Raw genomic sequence first — 24,580 nt, 5'->3', positions numbered from 1 at the left:
TTCAGTCGCCGGTCGGGGTGTCGGGAATCCGGGAGGTCCGAGGGGTCTCCGGTGTCGCTGACACTTCGGGCGCCGTCGATGTGCGCTTGAACATGCGGGTGGCGGTGATCTCGCCGTGCACCGTCTCGCCGTTCGGATCCTGCTGCGGCAGTCCGGGGCGCAGATGTTCCTCCACGCTGATGTACTTCAGGCCCGCCCGCAGGTCCGCGTCGTTGCGCAACCGAATGACCAGCGGGAATTCGGCGAGCGCCGTCGTGTCGAACAGCCCTGTGGTGTAAAGCAGTTGCACGCCGAGGGCGTCCGACACCGCTCGCTGGAGCTCCAGCAGATACGTGGCGTTGGCCCGGCCGATGGGATTGTCGAGGAAGAGTGTGCCCGCGTGGCGGTGCTGGTGGCGGTCGCGGCCCCGGTCGTTGCTGCGCAGCGCGGCCATCGTGCAGTAGAGCGCGATGGCGGCGGTGAGCAGCTGACCGCCGGAGAAGACGTCACCCATCTGACCGACCGGGACGCGTTCGGCGCGGAGCACCGCGTCCGGCTTGAGGATCTCGACGGCGATGCCCTTGGGCTCCAGCGCCGCCTGCACGCCGCGCAGCAGAAGAGACATGCCGTCGCGGCGCAGATCGGAGTTCTTCTTGAGCGCGGCGCGAGTGGCATCGTCGATGACCTCGCCCAGCCGCTCGGTGAGCGTCGCCTGGTCGGGCTCCTCGAAGCGGATCCGGAGGAACTCCTGGCCGGACCACTCCCCCAGCCCCTCCGGGAGCTGGGAGAGCCGCTGGGCGGAACGGAGGGTGGTGAGCGCGGACTCCACGAGTCCGCGGAGACGGTCGACGATGGAGTCGCGGTTGCGCTCCAGCTGGGCCAGCTCATCGGTGAGGACACGGAGACGGGGTGCGAAGGCGGCGGCCCACTTCTCGGCGTGCTCGGGCAGGGCGGCGGCCGGGAGTTCGCGGATCTGCTGGCGGGCCGGGGTACGGACCTGTTCGTAGCGGGTGGAGTTGGCGTGCCGTACCAGCACATCGCTCGCCTCGCGCACCGCGCTCTCGGCGGCGGAGAGGTCGGCGGCGCAGCCGCGCAGTGAGCGGCGGGCCTCGGCGGCGGACTGCCGGGCCTCGTCGAGGCTGCCCGGGTACGGCTCGGGGGACTCGGCGTCGTCGTCCGCGCCGTGGTCCCTGAGCAGGTCGCGCAGGAGGGCCGCGGTCTCGTCGAAACCACCGGCCGAGGCCTCGGCGGTGCGGTGGGCGTGCAGCAGCTCGGCGTGGGCGGCGCGGGCGGTGTCCAGGGCACCGGTTGCGGTGCCGAGTTCGGATGTGGCGGTACGCAGCAGGGTCTGGGCCTGCTCGGCGTCGACGGGGACCAGCTCGTCGGGGAGCTCGGTGTGGTGGTCCTCGCCGTCGGCCGGGCCCAGGCGCTCGGCCTCGCCACGCAGGCGGCCGAGCTGCTCGCTCGCCGTGGAGGCCCGGGTCTCCAGCAGCTGGACCAGGGACTCGGCTCGGGCGGCGGCCGCCTGCCGGGACGGGCCGTCGGCCCCGTCGGTGCCTTCGAGGAGCTGGGCGGCGCGGGTGCGGACCTTGTTGGTGAGCCGGTCCAGCTCGGCGAGGGCGGCGCTCTCGTCGCTCTCGGCGCGGGCCTGTTCGGCGCGCAGGTCGGCGCCGACGCCGACCTTCTCGTACAGCTGGGATGCGGCCCGGTAGGCCTCGCGCAGGGCGGGGAGGGCAGGGCGCGGTGCGTCACCCTCGGGCTCCGGGATGTTCTCGGGGGCACCGGCGATCTCGGCGCGCTCGGCACGCAGGGCGCGGGCGGTGCGGCGGGCGTCGTCGGCGGCGCGCTGGGCGGCCCTGCGGTCCTCGTCGGCGGCGCGGGCCCGCTCGAGGCAGACGGTGGCGCGGGCTTCTGACTCGGCCGCCTCCTCGACCCGTTCGCGCAATTCGGTCTGCCAGCCGGCGCGTTCGCGCAGGCGGTGGGCCAGGCCTGCGAGTACGTCGGCGACGCGGCGGGCGCGCTGGGCGGCCTCCTGCCGCTCGTCGCGGACCCGGGCGGTGTCGGCGGCCGCTTCGTCGGCCTCGGCGCGTGCCGTGCGGGCCTCGGCGAGCACGGCCTGGGCCGTCTCGGCGGCCGTGCGGGCCGTGCGGGCGGCTTCGGCGAGCTCCGCGAGCATGCCGGGCGGGCAGTCGGCGCGCCAGGAACCGATGCGGGCGGCGAGGGACCGGTCCCCGGTGAGTCGGGCCGCCAGCGTGCGGATGTCCTCGTCCCGGGCGGCGGCCCGGCTCCTGAGCGCCTGCCGTTCCTCGTCGGCGGCGTGCTCGTCGTGCATGGCCGGGTTCGGCGGGACGAGGAACACGCCATCCGCGTCGGAGCCGGAACCGGAAGCCGGTACGGGGGCGAGCAAAGCGGCGGCGGTGCCGACGGCCACGGCGGAGCGCGGCAGCAGGGCGGCAGTGCCCAGGACGTCGCGGGCACGGGCGTGCGAATCGGCGTCGGTGATGACCACGCCGTCGACGAGCTCAGGACGGGCGGCGAGCACCGCCGCGTGGTCGGCGGGATCGACCGCCTGCGCGAGGTAGCGCCAGCCCGGCAGGGCCGGGATGCCGTGCTCGCCGAGATATTCGACCGTCGCGAGGACGTCGGGCCCGGGCGGCAGCAGTCCGCCGTCGCCGAGCGCGCCGAGGATGCGGGAGTCGTCGGCGGCCGCGGTGCGCAGCTCGAAGAGGCGCCGTTCGGCGGCGGCGATGCCCTGGTCGAGGAGGTCCCGCAGCTCGTCGGCGTTGCGGTCGAGCTCCTCGGCGGTGAGCGGCTGCTCGCTGCTGACGATGTGGTCGGTGACGAGTGCGTGATCGGCGACGGCTGTCTGCCGGTCGGGTCCGGCGGCCACGGTGCCCGTGCCGTCACCGGATCGGCCGTGGGATGCGGAATGCGCTCCGGACGGGGCGGAGCCGGTGACGTCCGCAGCCGCGCCCGGTTCGTTACCGGTGGTGCCCCGGCGCGGCCGCGGTACTCCGGTGCCGGGGGCAGCAGGCAGGCTCAGCAGGTCGGCCAGGCGGTGGTCGGCGGCGATCGACCCGGCGGCCCTGAGCTCGGCTTCGTACGACTGTTCCGCCGCCTGCGCGGCGTCGGCGGCGCGCGCCGCGGCGAGCTCGGCGCGGCTCTCGGTGCCCGCCGCCTCCCTGGCCCGGTCGGCCGCGGCGCCGGCGGCTTCCCTGGCCGTGTTCCAGGCGGCGACGGTTGACTGCTCGGCGTCGCTCGCGGCGAGGGCGGCGCGCGCCGGGTCTGCGTCCGGCGCGGTGTTGTCGAGCCAGCCCGCCCGTACGGCCTCGGCGGTCTCCTGCTCGACCTCGGCGAGGCGCTGGCGCAGATGTCCGGCCTCGCTGCGGGCGCGCTGGGCCTCGGTGGCGGCAGTGGTGGCGTCCCGGTGGGCGGTCTCGCCTGCGGCCTGGAGGGTGTCGGAGCGCTCCTCCTCTTCGTTGGCCACCTGCTCGCCGGCCTCCGCGGCAGTGTGCAGGGCGCGTACGAGATCGGCGGCAGCTGTGGCGCGGGCGGCGAGCGCGGGGGCGGCGTCGCGCTCGGCCTCGCGGATGGCCACGGCGACGCGCGCGGACCGGTCGGCGGCGGCGCGGTGGCGGAGGACGGCTTCGGCTGCCTGCCAGGCGGAGTGCAGGGTGCGGGCCTCGACCAGTTCCCGGCGCTGGGCGGCGGCGCCCTTCTCGGCTGCGGCCAGCGCCAGGGACGCATGACGGTAGGCCAGTTCGGCGGCGATGAGGGCGCTGCGGCTACGCGCTTCCTCTGCGGCACCGACGGTGTGGGCGGCGCCCGTCACCTGCTGGGCGAGGTCCGCGGCGCGGCCCCGCTCCTCGGCGGCCCGGGCGGAGAGCCTGCGGGCCAGGGTACGGGTGCGGCGCTCGGCGCCCGCGTGGATGTCGCGGGTGCGGGATCGGGTATCGGCGGCCTCGACGATCCGGCCGAGCAGATCGACCGAGCCTGCGGTGAAGTCACGCTCGGCGGTGAGTTCGGCCCGGCGGCCCAGTTTGTTGCCGAAGCCGCTGACCAGATCGGCGAGGCCGTCCGTGTCCCGGGTGTCGGTGACGGCGCGGAGCAGCAGGTCGGTGAAGTCGGAGTCCTTCTTGACCGCGAAGAGACCTGCGGCCTCGCCCTCGTCGGCGTTCATCTCACGCTGGTAACGGAAGAGTTCCGGGTCGAGGCCGAGGTCGCCGAGGTGCTCGTTCCACCGGTCGTGGACCTCTTCCCAGTGCACGTCGAGGTGCTGGTAGAACTTGCCCGCGTCCGTGAGGGCATCCCGGAAGCCCTTCATGGTGCGGCGCCTGCCGTGCGCGCCGGAGGCGCCTTCGACGGGGCGGCCGACGGCGGTGGCCTCGGCGACCGGCAGCGAGTCGAGGCTGAGCCCGGGCCCCGGGCGGAAGGAGTACCAGGCCTCGGCGAACTTCCTGGGGTCGTTGGAGACCTGCCGTCCGCGCCATTCGCTGACCTTGCCGACGACCACGCACTCGCCGGTGAGGGTGTGCTGCCACTCCAGGGCGACATGGCCGCAGTCGTCCGCGAGCAGGAACTTGCGCAGTACGCCGGAGCTGGCACCGCCCAGGGTGTTGCGGTGGCCGGGCAGCATCACCGAGAAGATCAGCTTCAGCAGGACCGATTTGCCGCCGCCGTTCTCCAGGAACAGCACACCGGCGGGTGCGGGGCGGCGCGGCGGGCCGACCGGCTCCTCCTCGAAGAACTCCGCCTGGGCCGGCGCGGGGTGGGGCACGGGCTCGCCCACTCCGCGCAGGTCAAGCACGGTGTCGGCGTAGCGCGCACCGGCAGGCCCGATGGAGTAGAGGCGGACCCGGGACAGCTCGTACATGGCGGCGGACTCTCGTCGTTCGGAAAGCAGGAGTGGGGCGGCGGTGGGGGGTGCTCAGGCGTGGAAGGGCAGACCGGCGTCGGCCGCCAGCTCCAGGTCGTCGCCGTCGGGCGGCGGCAGCAGCGTGGCCGCTCCGTCGGTGACGGGTACGACGCCGAGCTCCAGCAGTTCGGCCATGGCGGCGGTACCCGCCATGTCGCGGACCTGCAGCTGGTAGCGGGCCGTGGTGCGGAAGGCGCCTCCGGCGTCGTCCCCGGTGCGCTGGAGGAAGCCGGAATCGGTGAGGAAGGCGACGGCCTTGCCGACGATGCCGGTGGTGGAGCCCGCCAGCCGCCGGGCGTCCTTCGTCGCACCGGTCGCGCTGCGCCGGGCGTAGATCCGCCAGGCCGCTTCCAGTCCGGGGGCGTCGGTCGCCGGGTCGGTGTTGTCGCCGTGTTCCTCGGCACGCTCCTCCAGGCGGTGGCAGGCCTGGCGTACGAACGCGTCGATGCCGTTGACCGTGATCCGGCCGATGTACGCGTCGTCCGCGAGGTCCTCGGGGCGCGGGAAGGCCATGGCGGCGACGGCGAGGTGGGCCAGTCCGTGCAGGAAGCGGTCGGCGGAGTCGGACGAGGCGCGGCGGGCGTAGTCGCCCATGCGGACGGCGAAGACCGAGTCCTCGCCCGCCGTCACGGCCATGCCCGCCCGGGTGGACACTTCCAGGACGACGAGACCCAGTCCGGTGGCCACGGCGTCGGCGAGCCGGGCGAAGGGGGTCTCTTCCCGGTAGCGCCGGAGCAGCTCTGCGTATTCGGCGTCGCGGGCGGGCAACAGCTTGGGCTGCAGCCCGAAGGCGACGAGCCGGGCCGCGTCGGCCGCGTCGGCCGGCGTGACGGCGGCGGGCGCCGCGGTCTCGTGGGCCGCATCGCCGTCGGGTGCGTACCCGACGGTGGCGTACCCTGCGGTCGGCTCGCCCCACGCGTCGGTGTGCTCTGCGCGGTGGTCGCTCACGACGGTCGCTCCTCGGTGCGGAAGATCGGTGGTAGGGGTTGGACGGTGCCGGCGTCCGTCAGGAACGGTGCGGGCCGCACCACGTACCGGGGGGCGTCGACCCCGCCTCGGCGGTGGCCGGCTCCGGATCGCCGGTGACCGGAGCGGACGCGACGGTGGCCTGGACCGGATCCACGGTGCCCGGGGTAGGGGCCGGGACGGCCGCGGCGCCGCGGCCCGCTCATGACGCCTCCGAGCGGTCCGCGGCCATACCGACCGCGTCCAGCAGGGCCATGCCCACGATCAGGTCCGCGCCACCGAACTCCGGGTCGTCGAGCTCGGTACCGTCGTCCACGGCGAACAGCAGGCGCCGCTCGCCCTGCCGGTAGGCCGTGCCGACCGGCGGGGACGCGGCGTGCACCGCAAGCAGGGCGACCAGATAGGGCAGGTCCGGATCGCTCCGCCGGGCCTCGGCGAGGAGCCCGGAGAGCCGGCGTGGTGCGTCGTGCTCCAGATCGAGGAGATTCATGGCGCTCGCCAGCTGCTCCTCGCTGAACCTGCTGTCGTCCGGGGTGGCGATCAGGTCCGGCTCGGGCATCTCGGCGCCCAGATGCTCACGCTCCAGGGGTGGTGTGAGCAGCATGTCGACCAGGTCAGCCACCCGGACGGAGGTGGGCGTGCGCAGCCCCGTGCCGTGGGCGAAGAACGCGTCGGTGACGCGGGTGGCCTGTTCGACGGGGAGCGGCAGCAGCGGGGCGACCAGCTGCCCGTACAGGTCGAGACCGGTTCTGGCCGTCGGCGTGGCGAACGCCTGCCGGTCCTGCTCGGCACGGAACAGCGGTCCCGCCTCCAGCAGGCGGGACTGCAGCTGGGTGTGGCGGCGGATGCAGTCCTTCACTATGTCGACGAGTTCGGCGGCGCGGCGCTTGTGCTCGGCGTCCTCCGCCTCGTCCCTGGCCTTGCGGATGTTGGTGAGGATCGCATTCTCGTGGCGGTAGCGGTCGGCCACGTGGTCCAGTGCCTCGGCGATCATGTCGGGCACGGCGTTGAGCCAGTCGACGGCCCTGACGTTGCGCCGGGTCGCTTCCAGCGTCCTGCGGAGCGTCTCCGCGTACTGCACGGTGCGATAGCGGGCCTGTTCGGCGGCGAGCTGCGCATCGGCGAGGCGGCCCCGGCTGATCAGGACCTCCAGTTTCACCTCGGCGGCGATCTGGGCGCTGGTGACGTCCGTGTCGAGGGCGCCGACCAGGACGTTGACCGCTTCGTCGGTGGCCCTCAGATAGACGCTGCCGCCGTATCCGGGGACCTCTTCGATCAGTTTGAAGTCGTAGTCCCTGCGGACATACACCCCGTCCGGGCCGAAAGTCCCGTACACCGCACGGAAGCCGCGGTCCACGCTTCCGACATTGATGAGGTTCTCCAGCACCCAGCGGGCGACGCGCTCGTGCTCCGCCACGGGGCGGCGCGGCGCCTGGGCGGCGACGCGCGGGAGCAGCTTGGCCACTATCTGCTCGTGGTCGGCGCCGGTGTCGAAGTCCATGTGCAGCGTGACCTGGTCGATGGCGGCGAGCGCGACCTCCGCCATCGCGTAGACCGTGTACTCACCGGCCAGATTCGCCTTGCGCACGTCGAGGTCGTGCAGCGGCGCCGTGCAGGCGAGCGCGCGCAGCCGACGAGAGAGCCCCTCGTCGGCTGCCGGGCCCGGGGCAGGCCGCGGCCCCGCGCTGAGCTGGGGCGCAGCGTTGTCCGTGTAGGCAGGCGAAGTCACGCTGCACAGATTAGGTCCTCACACCGACAACGGTCGAAACGGCGCAGATGCCACCCGTTGCCCCACCGTCGGCCGGGACCGCACAACGCGGTCGGTCAGCCATGCCGCGGCGGTCGTTCCGGTTCCGGTGGCGACGGGTTGCCGCGCTCCCCGGCTCCGTACCCTCCGCCGCCCGGGGTGCGCAGGACCAGCACGTCGCCGCGCGCCAGGTCGGCCGTATCGCAGCCCTTGAGCGGGGTGGCCGTGCGCGCTCCGTCGGCATGTTCGATGTGCTGGCTGCCCAGCGCGCCAGGTTCGCCGCCCGCCATGCCGTACGGCGGGACGCGGCGATGGCCGGAGAGCAGCGCCACCGTCACGGGCTCGAGGAACCGGAGTCTGCGCTCCACCCCGCAGCCGCCGTGCCACCGGCCCGCTCCCCCGCTGCCGTCGCGTACCCGGAAGCTCTCCACAAGCACCGGGTAGCGCCATTCGAGGACTTCGGGGTCGGTGAGACGGGAGTTGGTCATATGGGTCTGCACGGCGTCGGTGCCGTCGAAGCCGTCGCCCGCGCCCGAGCCGCTGGCCACCGTCTCGTAGTACTGGACACGGTCGTTTCCGAAGGTCAGGTTGTTCATGGTGCCCGAGCCCTCCGCCTGGACGGACAGCGCCGCGTACAGCGCGCCCGTGACGGCCTGGGAGGTCTCCACGTTTCCCGCCACGGTGGCTGCCGGGTGGACGGGTGCCAGCATCGAACCCTCCGGGACCCTGACCTCCAGGGGTTTGAGACAGCCGCTGTTGAGCGGGATGTCGTCGGCGACCAGAGTCCGGAAGACGTACAGGACCGCGGCCATGACGACGGACTTCGGGGCGTTGAAGTTCCCGGGCTGCTGCGGTGAGGTGCCGGTGAAGTCGACGACGGCGCTGCGGGCTTCACGGTCGACGGTCAGCGCCACCTCGATCACGGCGCCGTTGTCGGTCTCGTAGCGGTACGAACCGTCGTGCAGCTCCGCGACGATCCGGCGTACGGACTCCTCGGCATTGTCCTGCACATGCCCCATATACGCGTCGACCACCTCGGCGCCGAACTGGTCCACCATGCGCCGCAGTTCGGCGATGCCCTTCTCGTTGGCGGCGATCTGGGCGCGCAGGTCGGCGAGATTGGTGTCGGGATCGCGGGACGGGTAGGTGGCGCCGGTGAGCAGCTCGCGGGTCTCGGCCTCACGGAACGTGCCGTCCCTCACCAGCAGCCAGTCGTCGAACAGCACCCCTTCCTCGTCGATGGTGCGGCTGAAGGCGGGCATGGATCCGGGGGTGATGCCGCCGATCTCGGCGTGGTGGCCGCGCGATGCCACCAGGAACCGCAGGCCGGCGTGGCCGTCGCCGGATGTCCCGTGTCCGTCGAACACCGGGGTCACGACGGTCACATCGGGCAGATGCGTACCTCCGTGGTACGGGTCGTTGATGGCGTACACGTCGCCGGGGCGCATGGTGGTGCCGTTGCGCCGGAGCACTTCCTTGATGGACTCCCCCATCGAGCCGAGGTGCACCGGAATGTGCGGGGCGTTGGCGATCAGGTTGCCGTCCGCGTCGAACAGCGCGCAGGAGAAGTCGAGCCGCTCCTTGATGTTGACGGAGTGGGCGGTGTTCTCCAGGCGTACGCCCATCTGCTCGGCGATCGACATGAAGAGATTGTTGAACACCTCCAGCATGACGGGGTCCACGCGCGTACCGATCGCGGTCCGGCCTGGGCGCGGGCGGACCCGCGTCAGCAGCAGATGACCGGTGTCGCCGATGGTGGCCTGCCAGCCGGGATCGACGACGGTGGTCGCATCGGCCTCGGCGATCACGGCGGGGCCGGTGACGGTGTCCGACGGGTGCAGGGCCTCGCGCCGGTGGAGCGGGGTGTCCTGCCATCGGCCGTCGGCGAACATCCTCACCGTGTCGTGCGGCTGCGGCGCGCCCTGACAGGGCTTCCGGTCCACCGGGTGCGGTACGTGCCGGCCGGTCGCGCCGGTCGCCTCGACCGATACCGCCTCGACGAGCAGCGGTCGGTCCATGGTGAAGCCGTAACGGGCGCGGTGCTCGGTCGTGAACGCCTCCGCCATCGCGGGCGCGGTGTCCAGGCCCACCGGCAGGCTCGCATCCGTGCCCGCGTAGCGCAGGTACACCCGGGCGTGCGTGCTGATCGCATCGTCCGCCAGGCCGTCGGCGCGCAGCTCGGCGCGGGTGTGGGCGGCCAGGTCGTCGTGGAGCTCCCCCAGCCGGGTCCTGGTCCGCTCGTCGTCCAGTTCCGCCTCGACCGACTGTTCGCGCATGGCGGTCGCGTCCGCGAGACCGATGCCGTACGCCGACAGCACCCCGGCCAGCGGCGGTACGAGGACCGTGTCGACGCCGAGCGCGTCGGCGACTGCGCAGGCGTGCTGACCGCCGGCGCCGCCGAAGGAGGTGAGGGCATAGCGGGTGATGTCGTGGCCGCGCTCCACGGAGATCTTCTTGACCGCGTTCGCCATGTTGAGCACGGCGATCTCCAGGAAACCGGCTGCGACCTCGGCGGCGGTCCGTCGCGTTCCGGTGGCCCGGGCCACGTCGTCGGCGAGATCGCCGAAGCGCTCGCGCACCACGTCGGCGTCGAGCGGCAGGTCCCCGGCCGGTCCGAAGACGGCGGGGAAGTGTGCGGGCTGGACCCGGCCGAGCATGACATTGGCGTCGGTGACGGTGAGGGGCCCGCCGCGGCGGTAGCACGCCGGTCCGGGGACGGCGCCCGCGGAGTCGGGTCCCACCCGGTAGCGCCGGCCGTCGAAGTGCAGGACGGAGCCGCCGCCGGCCGCGACGGTGTGGATGTTCATCATCGGGGCGCGCATCCGTACCCCGGCGACCTGGGTGCCGAGCTCGCGCTCGAACTCACCCGCGTAGTGCGACACATCGGTGGACGTTCCGCCCATGTCGAAGCCGATGACCCGGTCGAATCCGGCCTGTTCGGACGTGCGGGCCATGCCGACGACTCCGCCCGCCGGCCCGGAGAGCACGGCGTCCTTGCCACGGAAGTGGGCGGCCGCGCGCAGGCCGCCGTTGGACTGCATGAACATCAGCCGGACGGCGTCCAGTTCACCGGCGACCTCGTCGACGTACCGCCGCAGGATGGGCGAGAGATAGGCGTCGACGACGGTGGTGTCACCACGCGGTACGAGCTTGATCAGTGGACTCACCTCGTGGGAGGAGCTGACCTGGGTGAAGCCGGCCTCGCGGGCCGCGGTGGCGACCGCGGTCTCGTGGGCGGGGTGCCGGTAGCCGTGCATCAGGACGACCGCCGCGCTGCGGAATCCGTCGGCCCACGCGGCTCTCAACTGCTCGGCCGTCGCTGCCAGGTCGAGAGGGGTGAGGGTCCGGCCGTGCGCGTCGATCCGCTCCGGTACCTCGATCACCCGCTCGTACACGGCCTCCGGCAGGAGGATGCGGCGGTCGAAGAGGCGCGGCCGGTTCTGGTACGCGATGCGCAGGGCGTCGCGGAACCCTTCGGTGATCACCAGGACGGTCGGTTCGCCGTGCCGCTCCAGCAGGGCGTTGGTGGCGACGGTCGTGCCCATCTTCACGCTGCCGACCCGGTCGGCGGGGACCGGGTCGGTGGGGCCGAGGCCCAGCAGCAGTCGGATCCCGGCCACTGCGGCGTCCCGGTAGCGGTCCGGATCGTGCGAGAGGAGCTTGCGGGTGACCAGCCGCCCGTCGGGATCGCGGCCCACCACGTCGGTGAACGTTCCGCCACGGTCGATCCAGAACTCCCAGCGTCCAGTCACCCCTCCATAGTGACGTGCGGCACCGGCAGCGGCGCGGGTGGCACGGCGGGCGGAGTTCTGAACGTGACCGCGGCGAGCGCGCCCTGCAGTGCCTGGTCGGCCCGGCGGTCCAGCTGCGCGCTCGTGCCGCGCGCCCGGTGCCGTATCTCCGCTCCTGCCAGGCAGAGCAGTTGGGGCAGCAGATCGGTGCTCCGGCGGACCAGCCATCCGGTGCCCGCCGTGGCCAGCCAGAGCAACGCGTCGGTGCGGCTCGGCGGCGGCTGCTCCGGCTCACGACCGGGCGGGGTGCCGAGGGCCAGACCGCGGGCGGCGAGCAACCCGTGGAAGTCCGCCGCCACCGTGCGATGACCGCGCTCGGCCGGATGGAGCCGGTCGGCGCTCCACAGCGAACGGTCGGAGACCCACTCCCCGTCCGAGGCATGCAGATGGACGGCGTCGTAGCGCGCGGACAACGCATGCACCACGGCATTCACCGCACTCTGCCGCCGGGCCAGCGGCCGGCCGAGCGGCGCGGGCAACCCGAGGACGGCGCCGGGATCGGGCAGACAGGCCGTGAGGAGTACGGCCCCGCCGTCGGTCAGGAGCGCGCAGACCTCGTCCAGCCGCCGGGCGAGGAGCCGGATGTCGAATGACCGGCGCAGGGTGTCGTTGACGCCGACGACGACGGAGGCCAGGTCGGGCCGGAAGGCGGCGGCTGCCGGGGCCTGCTGGTCACGGACGTCGCTGGAGAGCGAACCGCTGACGGCGAAGTTGCGGAACTCGACGCCCCGCCGGCCGTTCCCGATCCCGTCCGCCAGCAACGCGGCCCAGCCGCGACGGCCACCGGGGACGGGATCACCGATCCCTTCGGTGAACGAGTCCCCGAGCGCGGCGAACCGGATCGGGCGACCGGGGGAGACGGTCTGCGCGGGTGATTCGGGCGCTCCAGGCGGAGCGGACGTTACGGGAAGGGAAGCCGCCACGGACGGTACGGCGGCCGCGGGCGACGCCGACGGCAAGGGCGGAGCCCCGGTCACGGATGCGCGAGCCGGCACAGAAGTCGGCGCGGCCCCGGGCGAAACCGGCAGAACCCCCGCCACGGGCAGCTGAGCCGACGCAGAGCTCGACACGGGCGCCTGCGCCGACGGCACCGGCACCCCTACCACCGCCCCCGTCATGCCCGCACCCCCGGTATCCCGCCCCGGTCCGGCACCTCGTGGGCGGCCAGGAACGCCGCCACCGAGCGGTCCCAGCCGAAGAGTTCGGCACGTTGTCTCGCCGCCGCCCGCCGCCCCGCTTCCGGGCGCGCCAGCAACTCCTGGACGGCCGCGGCGAATGCCTCTCCGGTGTCCGCCGCGGCCACTCCCGCTTCGCCGATCACCTCCGGCAGCGCGGAGCTCGCGCTCGCCACCACCGGGGTGCCGCAGGCCAGTGCTTCGAGGGCGGAGAGGCCGAACGTCTCGGCGGGGCCGGGGGCCAGGCAGAGGTCGGCCGCGGCCTGCAGATCCGCCACCCCTTCGCGGTCCCGCACATGCCCCAGGAACTCGACCGGCAGCCGCTCCGCCCGCGCCCGGCTCTCCAGCCCCGCGCGCAGCGGCCCGTCACCGGCGACCACCAGCGTCGCCCGCACACCCAGGCCGTCGAGGACGGCGAGCGCGTCCAGGGCCCGGCCGGGCCGTTTCTCCACCGAGAGGCGGGAGCACATCAGAAGGAGCACGGACCGGCCGTGGACGTGCCGGGCGCGCAGGACCAGGCTGCGCCGGCCGGGGCGGCAGCGCCGCAGGTCCACGCCGAGCGGGGCGCGGACCACATTGCGTGCGCCGATCCGGACGAACTCGCGCTCCGCCCACTCCGTGGTGCACACGATCCGGGTGTAGGCGTGTGCGCTGAGGGTGTTGAGGCGGTCGGCGGTCCGCGCGGCCGCACCGGCCGGGACGCCCCAGGTGCGCAGCACCCCGTCCGCCGTCTCGTGGGAGACCATCACGGCGGGCACCCGGGCGCGGCGGGCCCACTCGCCCGTCCAGCGCAAGGTGGTGCGGTCGGAGACCTCCAGGCGGTCGGGCCGCAGCGTCTCGAGGAGGTGCCGGAGGGTGCGGCGGCCGGCCAGTACGCGGTAGCCGCCGCTGCCCGGCAGCGCCGGTCCCGGCAGGGTGATGACCCTGCCCTGCGCGGTGCGCACATCGCTCGCGCTGTCGCCGGGCACGACGAGTACCGGATCGTGCCCGGCCGCGAGGTAGCCGCGGCCGAGTTCGTCCAGGGCGGTGCGCAGTCCGCCGGAGGACGGGGTGACGAAGTTCGCCAGGCGGACGATGGTCTTTCCCTGCTCGCGCCCGGTCATGCGGCCACCGCCGTCCGGCCGCGCAGCACCTCGTCGTAGTGGTCCAGCAGTTGATCGCCGACGGCTTCCCATGTCCGGCCCTCGACCATGGTCCGCCCGGCCCGTCCGTAGGCCGCCGCGCGCGCGGGGTCGGCGGCGAGCGCGCCGACGGCTGCCTGTACCGCGTCGGCGTCGTGCGGCGGGACCAGCAGGCCGGTCCTCCCGTGGTCGACGAGATCGAGCGGCCCGCCCGCCGCCGGGGCGATGACGGGCACACCGGAGGCCATGGCCTCCTGCACGGTCTGACAGAACGTCTCGTACGGGCCGGTGTGCACGAACATGTCCAGCGAGGCGAACAGCCGGGCGAGGTCCTCCCCGGTCCGGCGGCCGAGGAAGACGGCGCCGGGCAGGGCCGCTCGCAGCGATGCGCCGCTGGGGCCCTCCCCGACGACCACGACCCGCACCCCGGGCAGCCTGCAGGCCCCGGCGAGGAGTTCGACGTGCTTCTCCGGGGCGAGCCGGCCGACGTATCCGATGATCTTCTCGCCGCCGGGCGCCAGGTGGTGGCGCAACGCCTCGTCGCGCAGTTCCGGCCGGAACCGTACGGTGTCGACGCCGCGCGGCCACAGCCGCACCCGCTCCACGCCGTGCTCGGTGAGGTCGCGGACGGCGGCGGAGGAGGGAGCGAGGGTCCGGTCGGCGGCGCTGTGCACTGAGCGCATCCGGCGCCAGGCGGTGTTCTCGCCGGCACCGAGGTACGTACGGGCGTAGCCGGCCAGGTCGGTCTGGTAGACGGCCACGGCAGGCAGCCCGAGTCGGGCGGCTGCCGCCATGCCACGGGCGCCGAGCACGAACGGTCCGGCGAGATGGACGAGTTCGGCCCGGTGGGCGGTGAGGGCGGCCATCAGCCGACGGCTCGGAAGTGCCACCCGGACCTGGGAGTAGCCGGGCAGGGGCAGGGAAGGGACGCGCACCACGGGGCAGGGCGCGTCCGATTCGAAGATGTCGGGGTTTCCGGAAGCACCCTGGTGCAGGGTCGAGGAGGCCGTGGGGCGTGCGGGATCACCGCCGGTGGTCGGCTCCCACCGGGCGCCGGAGGCGCCCGGGTACGGGGCCGAGGCAGCCGGCGGCCCCGCAGGGTCACTGCCGGTGGGTGGCCTCCGCGGAGCGCCGGAGGACCGGGATGTGGCCATGGCGCCGGCCGTGGCCGGGGCTATGACGAGGGGGTCGTGGCCACGCGCGGCAAGGTGCCGGGCGGTCTGCATGGTGCAGTGGGCCACGCCGTTGACATCGGGCGGGAAGGATTCGGTGACGATGACGACACGCATACCCGTGTTGTCGTCGCACCGGACGTGACGGGGCCGACTTGGATCTTTCCACCCGGGGAACGTCCAGTGAGCGTTCGACGTCCGGTGGCAGGGTGCGCCGCGCTCCCCCGAAGCGCTGCGCCCTTCTGTACGTGCCTCGGGTCAGACAGCCGGGGTGTCGGGTCCGATCCTGCTGCGCACCGCGGTCTGCACCTCGGCCTCCTCGGCCGGGTCGGCGGCCAGTCGGCGCAGCCGTTCGGCGACCCTGATGTCGCCGGTCTCCGCGTGGAGTGCGGCGACCTCCCGGGTGGTCTCCTCGCAGTCCCACAGGCATTCGACGGCGAAGCCGGTGGCGAATGAGGGGTCGGTGGCCGCGAGCGCGCGCGCCGCCCGGCCGCGCAGATGCGAGGAGGACGTCTCCCGGTAGACGTGGCGCAGGACGGGTGCGGCGCAGGCGATGCCCAGCCGGCCCGTGCCGTCGACGAGGGTCCACAGGCGTTGTGCGTCCGGCCCTTCGCCGCGTACGGCGTCGCGCAGAGCGGCGAGGACGAGGGATGCGTCCTGGTCGTCGCCCCGGCAGGCGAGCACACCGGCGGCGGAGGCTCCGAGTGCGTCGGGCCGTCGGGCCCAGATCCGGGCCCGGTCCACTGCCGCGTCGCCGCACATCCGCTCGAAGGCGGCCACGGCCGCGTCGGCGACCGTGCGCGAAGGGCTGACCGCCGCGACCTCGATCAGGTCGAGCACGACCGGGTCCCTGGCTTCGGACAGGTAGTGCAGAGCCGCGCAGCGGGCGCCTTCCGGGCCGCTGCGGGCAGCCTCGAGGATCACCGGCCGGTCGTCGGGGCCGGCGACGGCGGTGAGGCAGCGGGCGGCCGGTACGTGAAGAGGGGTACCGCGGTCCAGTCCCTGCTGGGCCCAGTCGAAGACGGCCTGGACGCTCCAGCCGGGGCGTGGGCCGCCGGGACGCATCTGTCGCTGCCAGCGGTCGAACGAGCCCTGTTCCGAGGCGGACCTGACCCTGGCTCCGACCGCTTCGCGCGGATCGTCCGCCCACAGCCGCCAGGGCCGGGGCTCGAAGGCGTCCCGCACGGCGGCCGCGAGCTCGGCGGTGCCCTCCTCGGTGTCCGGGAACCGGGCCAGGACGGGCACGGCGAGCGTGCGAAGTCCGGCGTCGTCGTCGCGCAGGGCCAGCTCGTCGAGGGCCCACGCCCAGTTGGCGCCGGTCGCCGCGTACCGCCGCAGCAGGGCCAGGGCGTCCGAGCGACCGTACGAGGCGAGGTGGCCGAGGACCGCGAGGGCCAGACCGGTCCGCGAGTCGTCGGTGTCGATGTGGTCGTCCGGATCGCTCAGGTGCTGCTCGATCTCCTCGATGCCGCCGTCGAGGTCGAGATACAGACGTGCGTAGTAGAGGGAGCGGTTCTCGACCTGCCAGTCGTGACGCGGATCGCTCAGGACGCAGTGGTTGAGGGCCGCGAGGGCCTCGGCGCGTGGTGCGGCGAGCGCGTGGAGCGTGCCGTCGCCGCGGCCCCTCTGCAGCAGGCCGAGCAGGGTGCCGCTCGGCGCTATGAACGGATCGAACATGGGAAAAGCCTCACATCAAGCTGTCGACGCAACCGGGACTGTGCAGTTCCAAGTGCCGGGTGGGCACTACGCCGCGCAGCAACATGATCGGCCGACCGCCGTCTTCTGCTTGGTGTAGACCATCTTCCTCTGCCTCTCGTCGGTGGCCCGAATCGGGCCCGCGACGTCATGATGACCCAGCCATTTCGTCACCGCGACCACATTTACCGCGTACCCGCTCAGCGGGAGCCGAAGAGTTCCAGCAGGTCGGCCTTGCCGAACATGCGCGCGGTGTCCAGCGCGGACGGTGTTCCGGCCGCCGGGTCGGCACCTGCGGCGAGCAGTGCCTCGATGACCGCGTCCTCCCCCTTGAAGACGGCGCCGGCAAGCGGCGTCTGCCCGCGGTCGTTGGCCCGGTCCGGGTCGGCGCCACGGCCGACGAGGGCGGTGACCGCCTCGGCGTGCCCGTGATAAGCCGCGAGCATCACCAGCGAATCGCCCCGGTCGTTGGTCAGGTTCGCGGGCACACCGGCATCCACGTACGCGGCGAGCGTCTCGGTCTCCCCGCGGCGCGCCAGGTCGAAGACCTTGGTCGCCAGCTCCACGACCTCGGGATCTGGGACTTCGCTCATCGGACGGACCGCCTTCCATGAACTCGCTACTGCTGACCGGGGGCCGTACGGCACGGGGGCCGTACGAGTGAACCGACAGGGTACTGCTCCCCGGCGCACATGGCCCGGACCGGCCGTGGCAAAGATCACGCCGAGTGACGCAGGGTGGTGCGCCGTGCCGGATGTTCCGACCGAGCCGCGTTCACCTGTCGGCCGTTCCGGTGAAAATAACGACCTTTCACTCCATTGCACCTTTTATCCTATAGATACTTTTTGTGAGCCTGGAAGGACTCATGGTGACTGTCCCCCCAAACAGGAGAACCACTCATGATCCTTTCCATGTCAGGCGTAGTCATCCTCGGCATCATCGTCTTCCTGTTCTTCAGGAAGGACGGCCTGAAGGCCTCTCACGCCCTCGTCACAGCCCTGTTCGGCTTCTATCTGGCCGGCACCGCCATCGCACCGAGCATCACCGCGGGCGGGGCGAGCCTGGCCGGCCTGCTGGGCGGGATCAAGTTCTGACCCCCCGCGACCCGCTCCCACCCTTCAGGAGACCGACGTGGCCCGGCGACCACTCCCCCGCATTCTGAACAGCGGCAGCGCTTCGATCACTCGCGGTCGCGAGTTCGCGCGCACGGCCGCCGACAACGCCACCGACGTCCTTCACCCGCTGATCAGGATCGTTCGTGGTCTGCGGCTGCTGGCCGGCGCGGGACGGCGGAAGTGGGCCGCGACACCCAAGGAGCGGCGTGGTCCCACGCTGTTCCTCGTCGCGGCCTGCGTACTCGTGGTGGCGCTCATCCCGTACGGGCCCCTGCTCGCCCTGGCCGGGGTGATGGGCGCCGCCGCATGGAAGGGACGCGATCGTACGCCGGCGAAGACCGGCCCCGACAAGACCGAGACCGGTCGGCTGCAGGCCCTGTACGAGGCGCTCGTGCCGTACTTCTCGGTGGCCGACGACCCGAGTCCGCTGTTCTCGCACGGCGGCGACTGGGGGAAGGCGTTCAGCGGTTACGAGTTCGACGGCGACGGACGCGTCACCCGGCTCAAGATCGCGTATCCCGCGTACTTCACCGACGGCGAGGCGGCCTCGCGTATCCGGATCGAACAGCTGCTGCACGCCAAGTCGGGGCGTGGCCGCGAGTACCACTTCGCCTGGGACGAGGAGGCCAACCAGCTCGTGATGAGCGTCCTGGACGCCCTGCCCACCTCCATCGCCGCCCAGCGCTTCGTCACCACGCCCGGGGAGACGGTGCTGGGCTTCACCGACGACGGCGCGGTGCAGCGAAAGGTGCCGGTCACCGACGGCGAGGAGACCCGGGACGCGCCCCCGGTCGTCTGGCGGACCGGTGCCCGCTCCACGGAGCCGCATCTGCTGATCGTCGGACAGCCGGGCAGCGGCACCTCGACGCTGATGCGCTCCATCGCCCTGCAGGCTCTCCAGCACGGCGACATCCTCATCATCGAGGGCAGCGGAACCGGCGAGTACGGCTGCCTGCCCGGACGCACCGGGGTGCTGGCCGTCGAATGCGGACTGGCCGGTGCGCTGGCCACCCTGGAGTGGGCGGCCCATGAGACGGAGCGGCGGCTGATCGCCGCCAACCGAGCCCGGCAGGCGGGACATCCCCCTCCCGAGGACACCAAGCGCCCGCTCTGGATCCTGCTGGACCGGCCCAGCGTCCTCGGCCATCTCGCGGCCGTGGACGGCCGGCCCGACCCGCAGGAACTCCTTCAGGTGCCGTTGCGGCACGGCAGGGCGGCCAATGTCACCGTGGTGACGACCGACCAGTTCGACAGCCTGGACACGCTCAGCGAGACCGTACGGAGCCACACCCGGGCCCGGGTCGTGCTGGGCCCCTGCGCACGCGACCAGGTCGAAGCCGTGCTCGGCCTGGAGCCGCACACCACCCCGCCACCGGACGTCCCGCCCGGCCGGGGATACGCGCGGCTCGGCACCGGCCCGGTGCTGCGGCTCCAGGTGCCGGCCACACCGGACCCTTACGACGACGCGACGAGCGAGGCACACCGGCAGGCGGTGCTCGATCTGCTGCCCGCGCGACAGGCGGCGGTCGAGGCGACGGTGCCGGAACCGACAAGTCCGGACCCGTTGCCCGCGGAGACCGCCCTGACGACGGGGCACGTCCTGACAGCCGAGCAGCTGACGCTCAGCGAATAGGTGTACGAAGGGGCGGGCGGGACGGACGGGTGGCGGATCCTGCGATTCGGCACCCGTCCGTCCCGCCCGCCCACAGCGATGTGGCCGTCGGTCCCGTCGGCGATCAGGCGACGAATGTCCTCGGCGCCTCCGCCCCCGCACTCGCCCCCGACCCGACCAGCCGCGCCGCCGCCGCGAGCCGCACCGCCGCCTCGTCCGCCACCGGCCCACCGACCGTGAACGGCAGCCGTACGTACCCTTCGAACGCGCCGTCGACACCGAATCGCGGTCCCGATGGCACCCGCACCCCCACGCGCTCCCCCGCCACGGCCAGTCGCGACCCCGAGAGTCCACCCGTGCGCACCCAGAGCGTCAGGCCGCCGCGCGGCACCTCGAACTCCCACTCCGGCAGTTCCCGGCGCACCGCCGCGACCAGCGCGTCCCGGTTCTCCCGTGCCTGGCCGCGGCGGATCTCCACCGCTTCCTCCCAGCCCCCGGTGCGCATCAGCCAGTTGATCGCGAGCTGCTCCAGCACGGGGGTGCCCATGTCGGCGTAAGCCCGGGCGGAAACCAGACTGCGGATCACGTCCGGGGCGGCCCGTACCCAGCCGATCCGCATGCCGGCCCAGAAGGCTTTGCTGGCCGAGCCGACGGTGAGCACGGTGCTGCCCGCCGGATCGAAGGCGCAGACCCGGCGCGGCATCTCGACGTCGTCGTCCAGGTGGAGCTCGTTCATCGTCTCGTCGACGACCAGGACGGTCCCGGCGGAGCGGGCCGCGTCCACCAGGGCCCGGCGCTGGTTCTCGTCCGCGAGCGCGCCGGTGGGGTTGTGGAAGTCCGCCACGACGTAGGCGAGCCGGGGGGCCGCGTCCCGCAGCACGTGCCGCCAGCGGTTCATGTCCCAGCCGCCGATCCCCTCCTCCATGGCCACGGGCACCAACCGGGCGCCGGCCTCCCGCATCAGCTGCAGGATGTTGGCGTACGACGGGGACTCCACCGCGATCCGCTCGCCGCGCCCCGCGAAGAGATGACAGATGGCGTCGATCGCGCCCATCGCACCGGTGGTGACCATGATCTGTTCCGGCATGGTCGCGATGCCGCGCTCGGTGTAGCGGTCGGCGATCATCTGCCGCAGCGCGGGCAGCCCCGCGGGGTAGTCGCCGTGGGTGTGCGCGTACGGCGGCAGTTCTTCCAGTGCGCCCTGGACGGCGCGGGTCAGCCAGGGTTCGGGCGCGGGCAGCGAGGCACAGCCCAGGTCGATCATCGAACCGAGCGACTCCGGGGGCAGCGGTTCGAGGCCGCGGGCGGGCAGTGGATTGCCTGCCGGTACCGCGGTCCAGCTTCCGGCGCCGCGGCGGGACTCCAGGAACCCCTCCGCCCGCAGCGCCTCGTAGGCGGCGGCGACGGTGGTGCGGCTGACGGACAGGCCGAGCGCCAGTTCACGCTCGGCGGGGAGCCGGGCGGCGACCGGCACCCGGCCCTCGAGGACGAGTAGCCGGATGCCGTCTGCCAGCGCGCGGTAGGCCGGCGGCCTGCGGGTGCCGGGGCCGATGGGCTTCTGCTGCTGGGCCTGGAGCTGCCGGGCGAGCTGCGCGGCACCGACGGCCGAAGTCCACTGCGCCATGAAAATCAGTCCACCTTCCTCGGATTGGCCATAGTTGGTAGCCAATACCCAGCCCCACAGTGTCATGCGTCGGTCCACTGCCACCACACCAGGGAGCACATCTTGTCCAACACCGCCGTCCCGCGCGGGGCGCACCTCACACGACGGCTGGTTCAGCTGTACGTCGGTCTGGCCCTGTACGGAGTGAGCTCGGCGCTTCTCGTCCGCGCCGGGCTCGGCCTCGAACCCTGGGGGGTGCTGCACCAGGGCCTCGCCGAGCGCACCGGGCTCTCCATCGGAGTCGTCGCGATCATCGTCGGCGCGGCGGTCCTGCTGCTCTGGATCCCGATGAGGCAGCGCCCCGGTCTCGGGACGGTCTCCAACGTCTTCGCCATCGGCCTCGCCATGGACGGCACGCTCGCCGTCGTCCCCCAGGTGCACGGCCTCGCCGGACGCATCCTGGTGATGGTCGCGGGGATCGTGCTCAACGGTGTCGCGACGGGGCTGTACATCGCGGCGCGGTTCGGCCCCGGTCCGCGCGACGGGCTGATGACCGGACTGCACCGGAGCACCGGCCGTTCCATCCGGACGGTCCGCACGGCAATCGAGGTGGCGGTGGTGGCGACCGGCTTCGCGCTCGGCGGCTCCCTGGGAGTGGGTACGGTCCTCTACGCGCTCGGCATCGGCCCGCTCGCCCAGCTCTTCCTGCGCCTGTTCGCCGTCCCCGGGGCGGATCTCGCCGGCCGGACCGCCGCCCCCGCGCCGGAGTCCGGCACCACCGCCGTCACCGCACCGTCACCGGAGGAGGCCATACTTCCGCAGTGACCTCCCTACGCCACCCGTATCTGGACCATCCCGTGACGATCCCGTTCGCCCACCGCGGCGGAGCGGCGGACGGGATCGAGAACACGACGGCCGCATTCCACCGGGCCGCCGAGGCCGGCTACCGGTACTTCGAGACCGATGTGCACACGACGTCGGACGGCCGCCTGGTCGCCTTCCACGACACCACCCTGGACCGGGTGACGGACGCCCGGGGCCGGATAGCCGACCTGCCGTGGAGCGAGGTGCGGCAGGCCCGGGTGGCGGGTCGCGAACCGCTGCCGCTGTTCGAGGAGTTGCTGGAGGAATTCCCCGACGCCCGCTGGAACGTGGACATCAAGGCCGAGCCGGCCCTGGTCCCGCTGATCGATCTGATCCGCCGGACGGACGCCTGGGACCGGGTGTGCGTCGGATCGTTCTCGGAGACCCGGGTGGCCAGGGCGCACCGCCTCGCGGGCCCCCGGCTCGCCACCTCGTACGGTGTCCGCGGCGTCCTCGGCCTGCGGCTGCGCTCGTACGGCATACCGGCCGCGCTGCGCGCCGGAGCGGTGTGCGCGCAGGTCCCGGAGAGCCAGAACGGGGTCAGGGTGGTCGACCGGCGCTTCGTCCGGGAGGCCCATGCGCGCGGGCTCCAGGTCCATGTCTGGACGGTGAACGAACCGGAGCGGATGGCAGCGCTCCTCGATCTCGGTGTGGATGGCATCATGACCGATCACATCGAGACGCTGCGCAAGGTGCTGAGCGAGCGGGGGGCCTGGGCCTGACGCCGGCCAGGCGGCGTCCCCACGAGGAGACACGAGGGGGTGCGGGTTGAGCGCCGAGACCGCAGACACCGCTGAGCCGACGCCGGAACGCGCCACCGAGGGTGCCGACGCCGAGGGCCGCAGACGCGAACAACGCGGCTGGTACTTCTACGACTTCGCGTGTTCGGTCTACTCGACCAGCGTCCTCACGGTGTTCCTCGGCCCCTATCTGACGTCGATAGCCAAGGCCGCCGCGGACGCCGACGGTTTCGTGCACCCGCTCGGCATCCCGGTACGCGCCGGTTCGCTCTTCGCGTACGCGGTCTCGGTGTCGGTCGTCGTCGCGGTGGTGGTGATGCCGATCGTGGGCGCCGCCGCCGACCGTACGGGCCGCAAGAAGCCGCTGCTCGCGGCCGCCGCGTACGTGGGCGCGGCCGCGACGACCGGGATGTTCTTCCTGGACGGCCATCGCTATCTGCTGGGGGCGTTCCTGCTGATCGTGGCGAATGCGTCGATCTCGGTGTCGATGGTGCTCTACAACGCGTATCTGCCGCAGATCGCCACGCCCGACGAACGCGACGCGGTCTCCTCGCGCGGCTGGGCCTTCGGCTATACGTCGGGGGCGCTCGTCCTCGTCCTCAATCTGGTCCTCTACACGGGCCACGACTCGTTCGGCCTCTCCGAGTCCGACGCGGTGCGGATCTGCCTCGCCTCGGCGGGGGTCTGGTGGGGTGCGTTCACCCTCGTGCCGCTCCGACGGCTGCGCGACCGGCGGGTGACACCGGGCGGCGAGGGTGCGGTCGGCTCCGGCTGGCGACAGCTGCGCGCCACTCTGCGCGACATGCGCCGGCACCCGCTCACGCTCTCCTTCCTCCTCGCCTATCTGGTCTACAACGACGGTATCCAGACGGTGATCTCCCAGGCTTCGGTGTACGGCTCGGAGGAGCTCGGCCTCGACCAGACGACGCTGATCACCGCTGTGCTGCTGGTGCAGGTGCTCGCGGTGGCGGGGGCGCTGGGGATGGGCCGGCTGGCACGGGCGTACGGAGCGAAGCGCACGATCCTGGCCTCGCTCGTCGTCTGGACCCTGATCCTCGTCTCCGGCTACTTCCTGCCTTCGGACGCGCCGGTCTTCTTCTACGTACTCGCCTCGGCGATCGGCCTGGTGCTCGGCGGCAGCCAGGCGCTGTCGCGCTCGCTGTTCTCCCATCTGGTGCCGCGCGGCAAGGAGGCCGAGTACTTCTCCGCGTACGAGATGAGCGACCGCGGACTGAGCTGGCTGGGGCCACTGGTGTTCGGTCTCGCGTATCAGCTGACCGGCAGCTATCGGGATGCAATCATTTCGTTGGTGATCTTCTTCGCGATCGGTTCGGTACTGCTCGCGAGGGTGCCCGTTCGGCAGGCCGTTGCGGCGGCAGGGAATCCTGTTCCGGAACGGATTTAGACGTTGAAGTAAAAGGCCGGTAGTGTACGCCTTTGGCCTGCCCGGAGGACCGTTACTGCGAGTGGAAGAAGCCAAACCGTTGGGTGACAACTTCTGCCAGATGTGACAAACCGGGCATTGGTGGGTACCCCAACCCTGAAAAAGCAGCGGCACGACGGGCGACGCATGACCGGCAACGGGAATCTTTACCGCCGACCGGACGTTGACCGGATGACGACGACAGCGACACCTGTCCTGTGGGCGACAAGCCCGGGAGGCACGATTCATGAGTGAGCGAGCTCTCCGCGGCACGCGACTCGTGGTTACCAGCTACGAGACGGACCGCGGCATCGATCTGGCCCCGCGCCAGGCGGTGGAGTACGCATGCCAGAACGGACATCGATTTGAGATGCCGTTCTCGGTAGAGGCGGAAATTCCGCCGGAGTGGGAGTGCAAGGCGTGCGGCGCCATGGCACTCCTGGTGGACGGGGATGGCCCCGAGGAGAAGAAGGGCAAGCCTGCGCGTACGCACTGGGACATGCTCATGGAGCGGCGCACACGCGAGGAGCTGGAGGAGGTGCTGGCCGAGAGGCTGGCGGTTCTGCGCTCCGGAGCCATGAACATTGCCGTGCATCCGCGGGACAGCAGGAAGTCTGCCTGACCGCGCAACACCGCACCTAGACAGAGCCGCGGGCCGTGGC

The 24,580-nt window shown here is 72.6% G+C and carries 16 protein-coding genes; 6 read left to right on the top strand and 10 right to left on the bottom strand.

What is annotated here, in order from left to right; translation table 11 throughout:
- Position 1: 1 nt before the first annotated feature.
- The 9 genes from OG963_RS36095 to OG963_RS36055 form a co-directional block, all read right to left on the bottom strand.
- Positions 2–4,852 (bottom strand): hypothetical protein, encoded by a 4,851-nt coding sequence (locus tag OG963_RS36095; protein ID WP_371799836.1) that lies wholly within the window; start codon positions 4,850–4,852, stop codon positions 2–4.
- A gap of 54 nt (positions 4,853–4,906) precedes the next feature.
- A complete protein-coding gene (locus tag OG963_RS36090) occupies positions 4,907–5,842 on the bottom strand; it encodes a hypothetical protein (protein ID WP_093775443.1) in 936 nt (311 codons plus the stop codon).
- A 220-nt stretch (positions 5,843–6,062) separates the two neighbouring features.
- Entirely contained in the window at positions 6,063–7,589 is a 1,527-nt protein-coding gene (locus OG963_RS36085; RefSeq protein WP_093775441.1) for a hypothetical protein, read from the bottom strand.
- Positions 7,590–7,684: 95 nt separating this feature from the next.
- Complete coding sequence (locus tag OG963_RS36080; protein WP_371799835.1) at positions 7,685–11,359, bottom strand: hydantoinase B/oxoprolinase family protein; 3,675 nt, start codon at positions 11,357–11,359, stop codon at positions 7,685–7,687.
- Entirely contained in the window at positions 11,356–12,321 is a 966-nt protein-coding gene (locus OG963_RS36075; protein WP_319325462.1) for an SGNH/GDSL hydrolase family protein, read from the bottom strand. The genes OG963_RS36080 and OG963_RS36075 overlap by 4 nt, the downstream gene beginning before the upstream one ends.
- A 191-nt stretch (positions 12,322–12,512) precedes the next feature.
- Positions 12,513–13,676 carry a glycosyltransferase gene (locus OG963_RS36070; RefSeq protein WP_176902250.1) on the bottom strand — a complete coding sequence of 388 codons (1,164 nt, stop codon included), beginning with the start codon at positions 13,674–13,676 and terminating at the stop codon, positions 12,513–12,515.
- Positions 13,673–14,983 carry a glycosyltransferase family 4 protein gene (locus OG963_RS36065; protein WP_371799834.1) on the bottom strand — a complete coding sequence of 437 codons (1,311 nt, stop codon included), beginning with the start codon at positions 14,981–14,983 and terminating at the stop codon, positions 13,673–13,675. The genes OG963_RS36070 and OG963_RS36065 overlap by 4 nt, the downstream gene beginning before the upstream one ends.
- 141 nt (positions 14,984–15,124) lie before the next feature.
- Positions 15,125–16,543, bottom strand: a complete 1,419-nt coding sequence (locus OG963_RS36060; protein ID WP_093775431.1) for a hypothetical protein — start codon at positions 16,541–16,543, stop codon at positions 15,125–15,127.
- Positions 16,544–16,761: 218 nt separating this feature from the next.
- Entirely contained in the window at positions 16,762–17,154 is a 393-nt protein-coding gene (locus OG963_RS36055) for an ankyrin repeat domain-containing protein (protein ID WP_030919069.1), read from the bottom strand.
- Positions 17,155–17,460: 306 nt separating this feature from the next.
- Here OG963_RS36055 and OG963_RS36050 point away from each other — a divergent pair, with 306 nt between their 5' ends.
- On the top strand, positions 17,461–17,655 hold the full coding sequence (locus OG963_RS36050; protein WP_018103962.1) for a hypothetical protein: 195 nt from the start codon (positions 17,461–17,463) through the stop codon (positions 17,653–17,655).
- Between the two features lie 37 nt (positions 17,656–17,692).
- The gene (locus OG963_RS36045) at positions 17,693–19,309 is read left to right on the top strand and encodes a hypothetical protein (RefSeq protein WP_371799833.1); all 1,617 of its coding nucleotides are present in this window, start codon (positions 17,693–17,695) and stop codon (positions 19,307–19,309) included.
- A 103-nt stretch (positions 19,310–19,412) separates the two neighbouring features.
- Here the strand turns inward: OG963_RS36045 and OG963_RS36040 are convergent, their stop codons facing one another.
- Positions 19,413–20,912 (bottom strand): PLP-dependent aminotransferase family protein, encoded by a 1,500-nt coding sequence (locus OG963_RS36040; RefSeq protein WP_030919063.1) that lies wholly within the window; start codon positions 20,910–20,912, stop codon positions 19,413–19,415.
- Positions 20,913–21,014: 102 nt separating this feature from the next.
- Here OG963_RS36040 and OG963_RS36035 point away from each other — a divergent pair, with 102 nt between their 5' ends.
- From OG963_RS36035 to OG963_RS36020, 4 genes are all read left to right on the top strand, one after another.
- The gene (locus tag OG963_RS36035) at positions 21,015–21,716 is read left to right on the top strand and encodes a YitT family protein (protein ID WP_093775427.1); all 702 of its coding nucleotides are present in this window, start codon (positions 21,015–21,017) and stop codon (positions 21,714–21,716) included.
- The gene (locus OG963_RS36030; protein ID WP_371799832.1) at positions 21,713–22,477 is read left to right on the top strand and encodes a glycerophosphodiester phosphodiesterase family protein; all 765 of its coding nucleotides are present in this window, start codon (positions 21,713–21,715) and stop codon (positions 22,475–22,477) included. The genes OG963_RS36035 and OG963_RS36030 overlap by 4 nt, the downstream gene beginning before the upstream one ends.
- Before the next feature lie 46 nt (positions 22,478–22,523).
- Entirely contained in the window at positions 22,524–23,900 is a 1,377-nt protein-coding gene (locus OG963_RS36025) for an MFS transporter (RefSeq protein ID WP_319737771.1), read from the top strand.
- Positions 23,901–24,165: 265 nt separating this feature from the next.
- A complete protein-coding gene (locus OG963_RS36020) occupies positions 24,166–24,540 on the top strand; it encodes an RNA polymerase-binding protein RbpA (RefSeq protein ID WP_007262928.1) in 375 nt (124 codons plus the stop codon).
- The last annotated feature ends 40 nt before the right edge of the window (positions 24,541–24,580 follow it).

The organism is Streptomyces sp. NBC_01707, from assembly GCF_041438805.1.
Taxonomy (GTDB): domain Bacteria; phylum Actinomycetota; class Actinomycetes; order Streptomycetales; family Streptomycetaceae; genus Streptomyces.
This window is presented reverse-complemented; position numbering and strand designations above follow the sequence as displayed.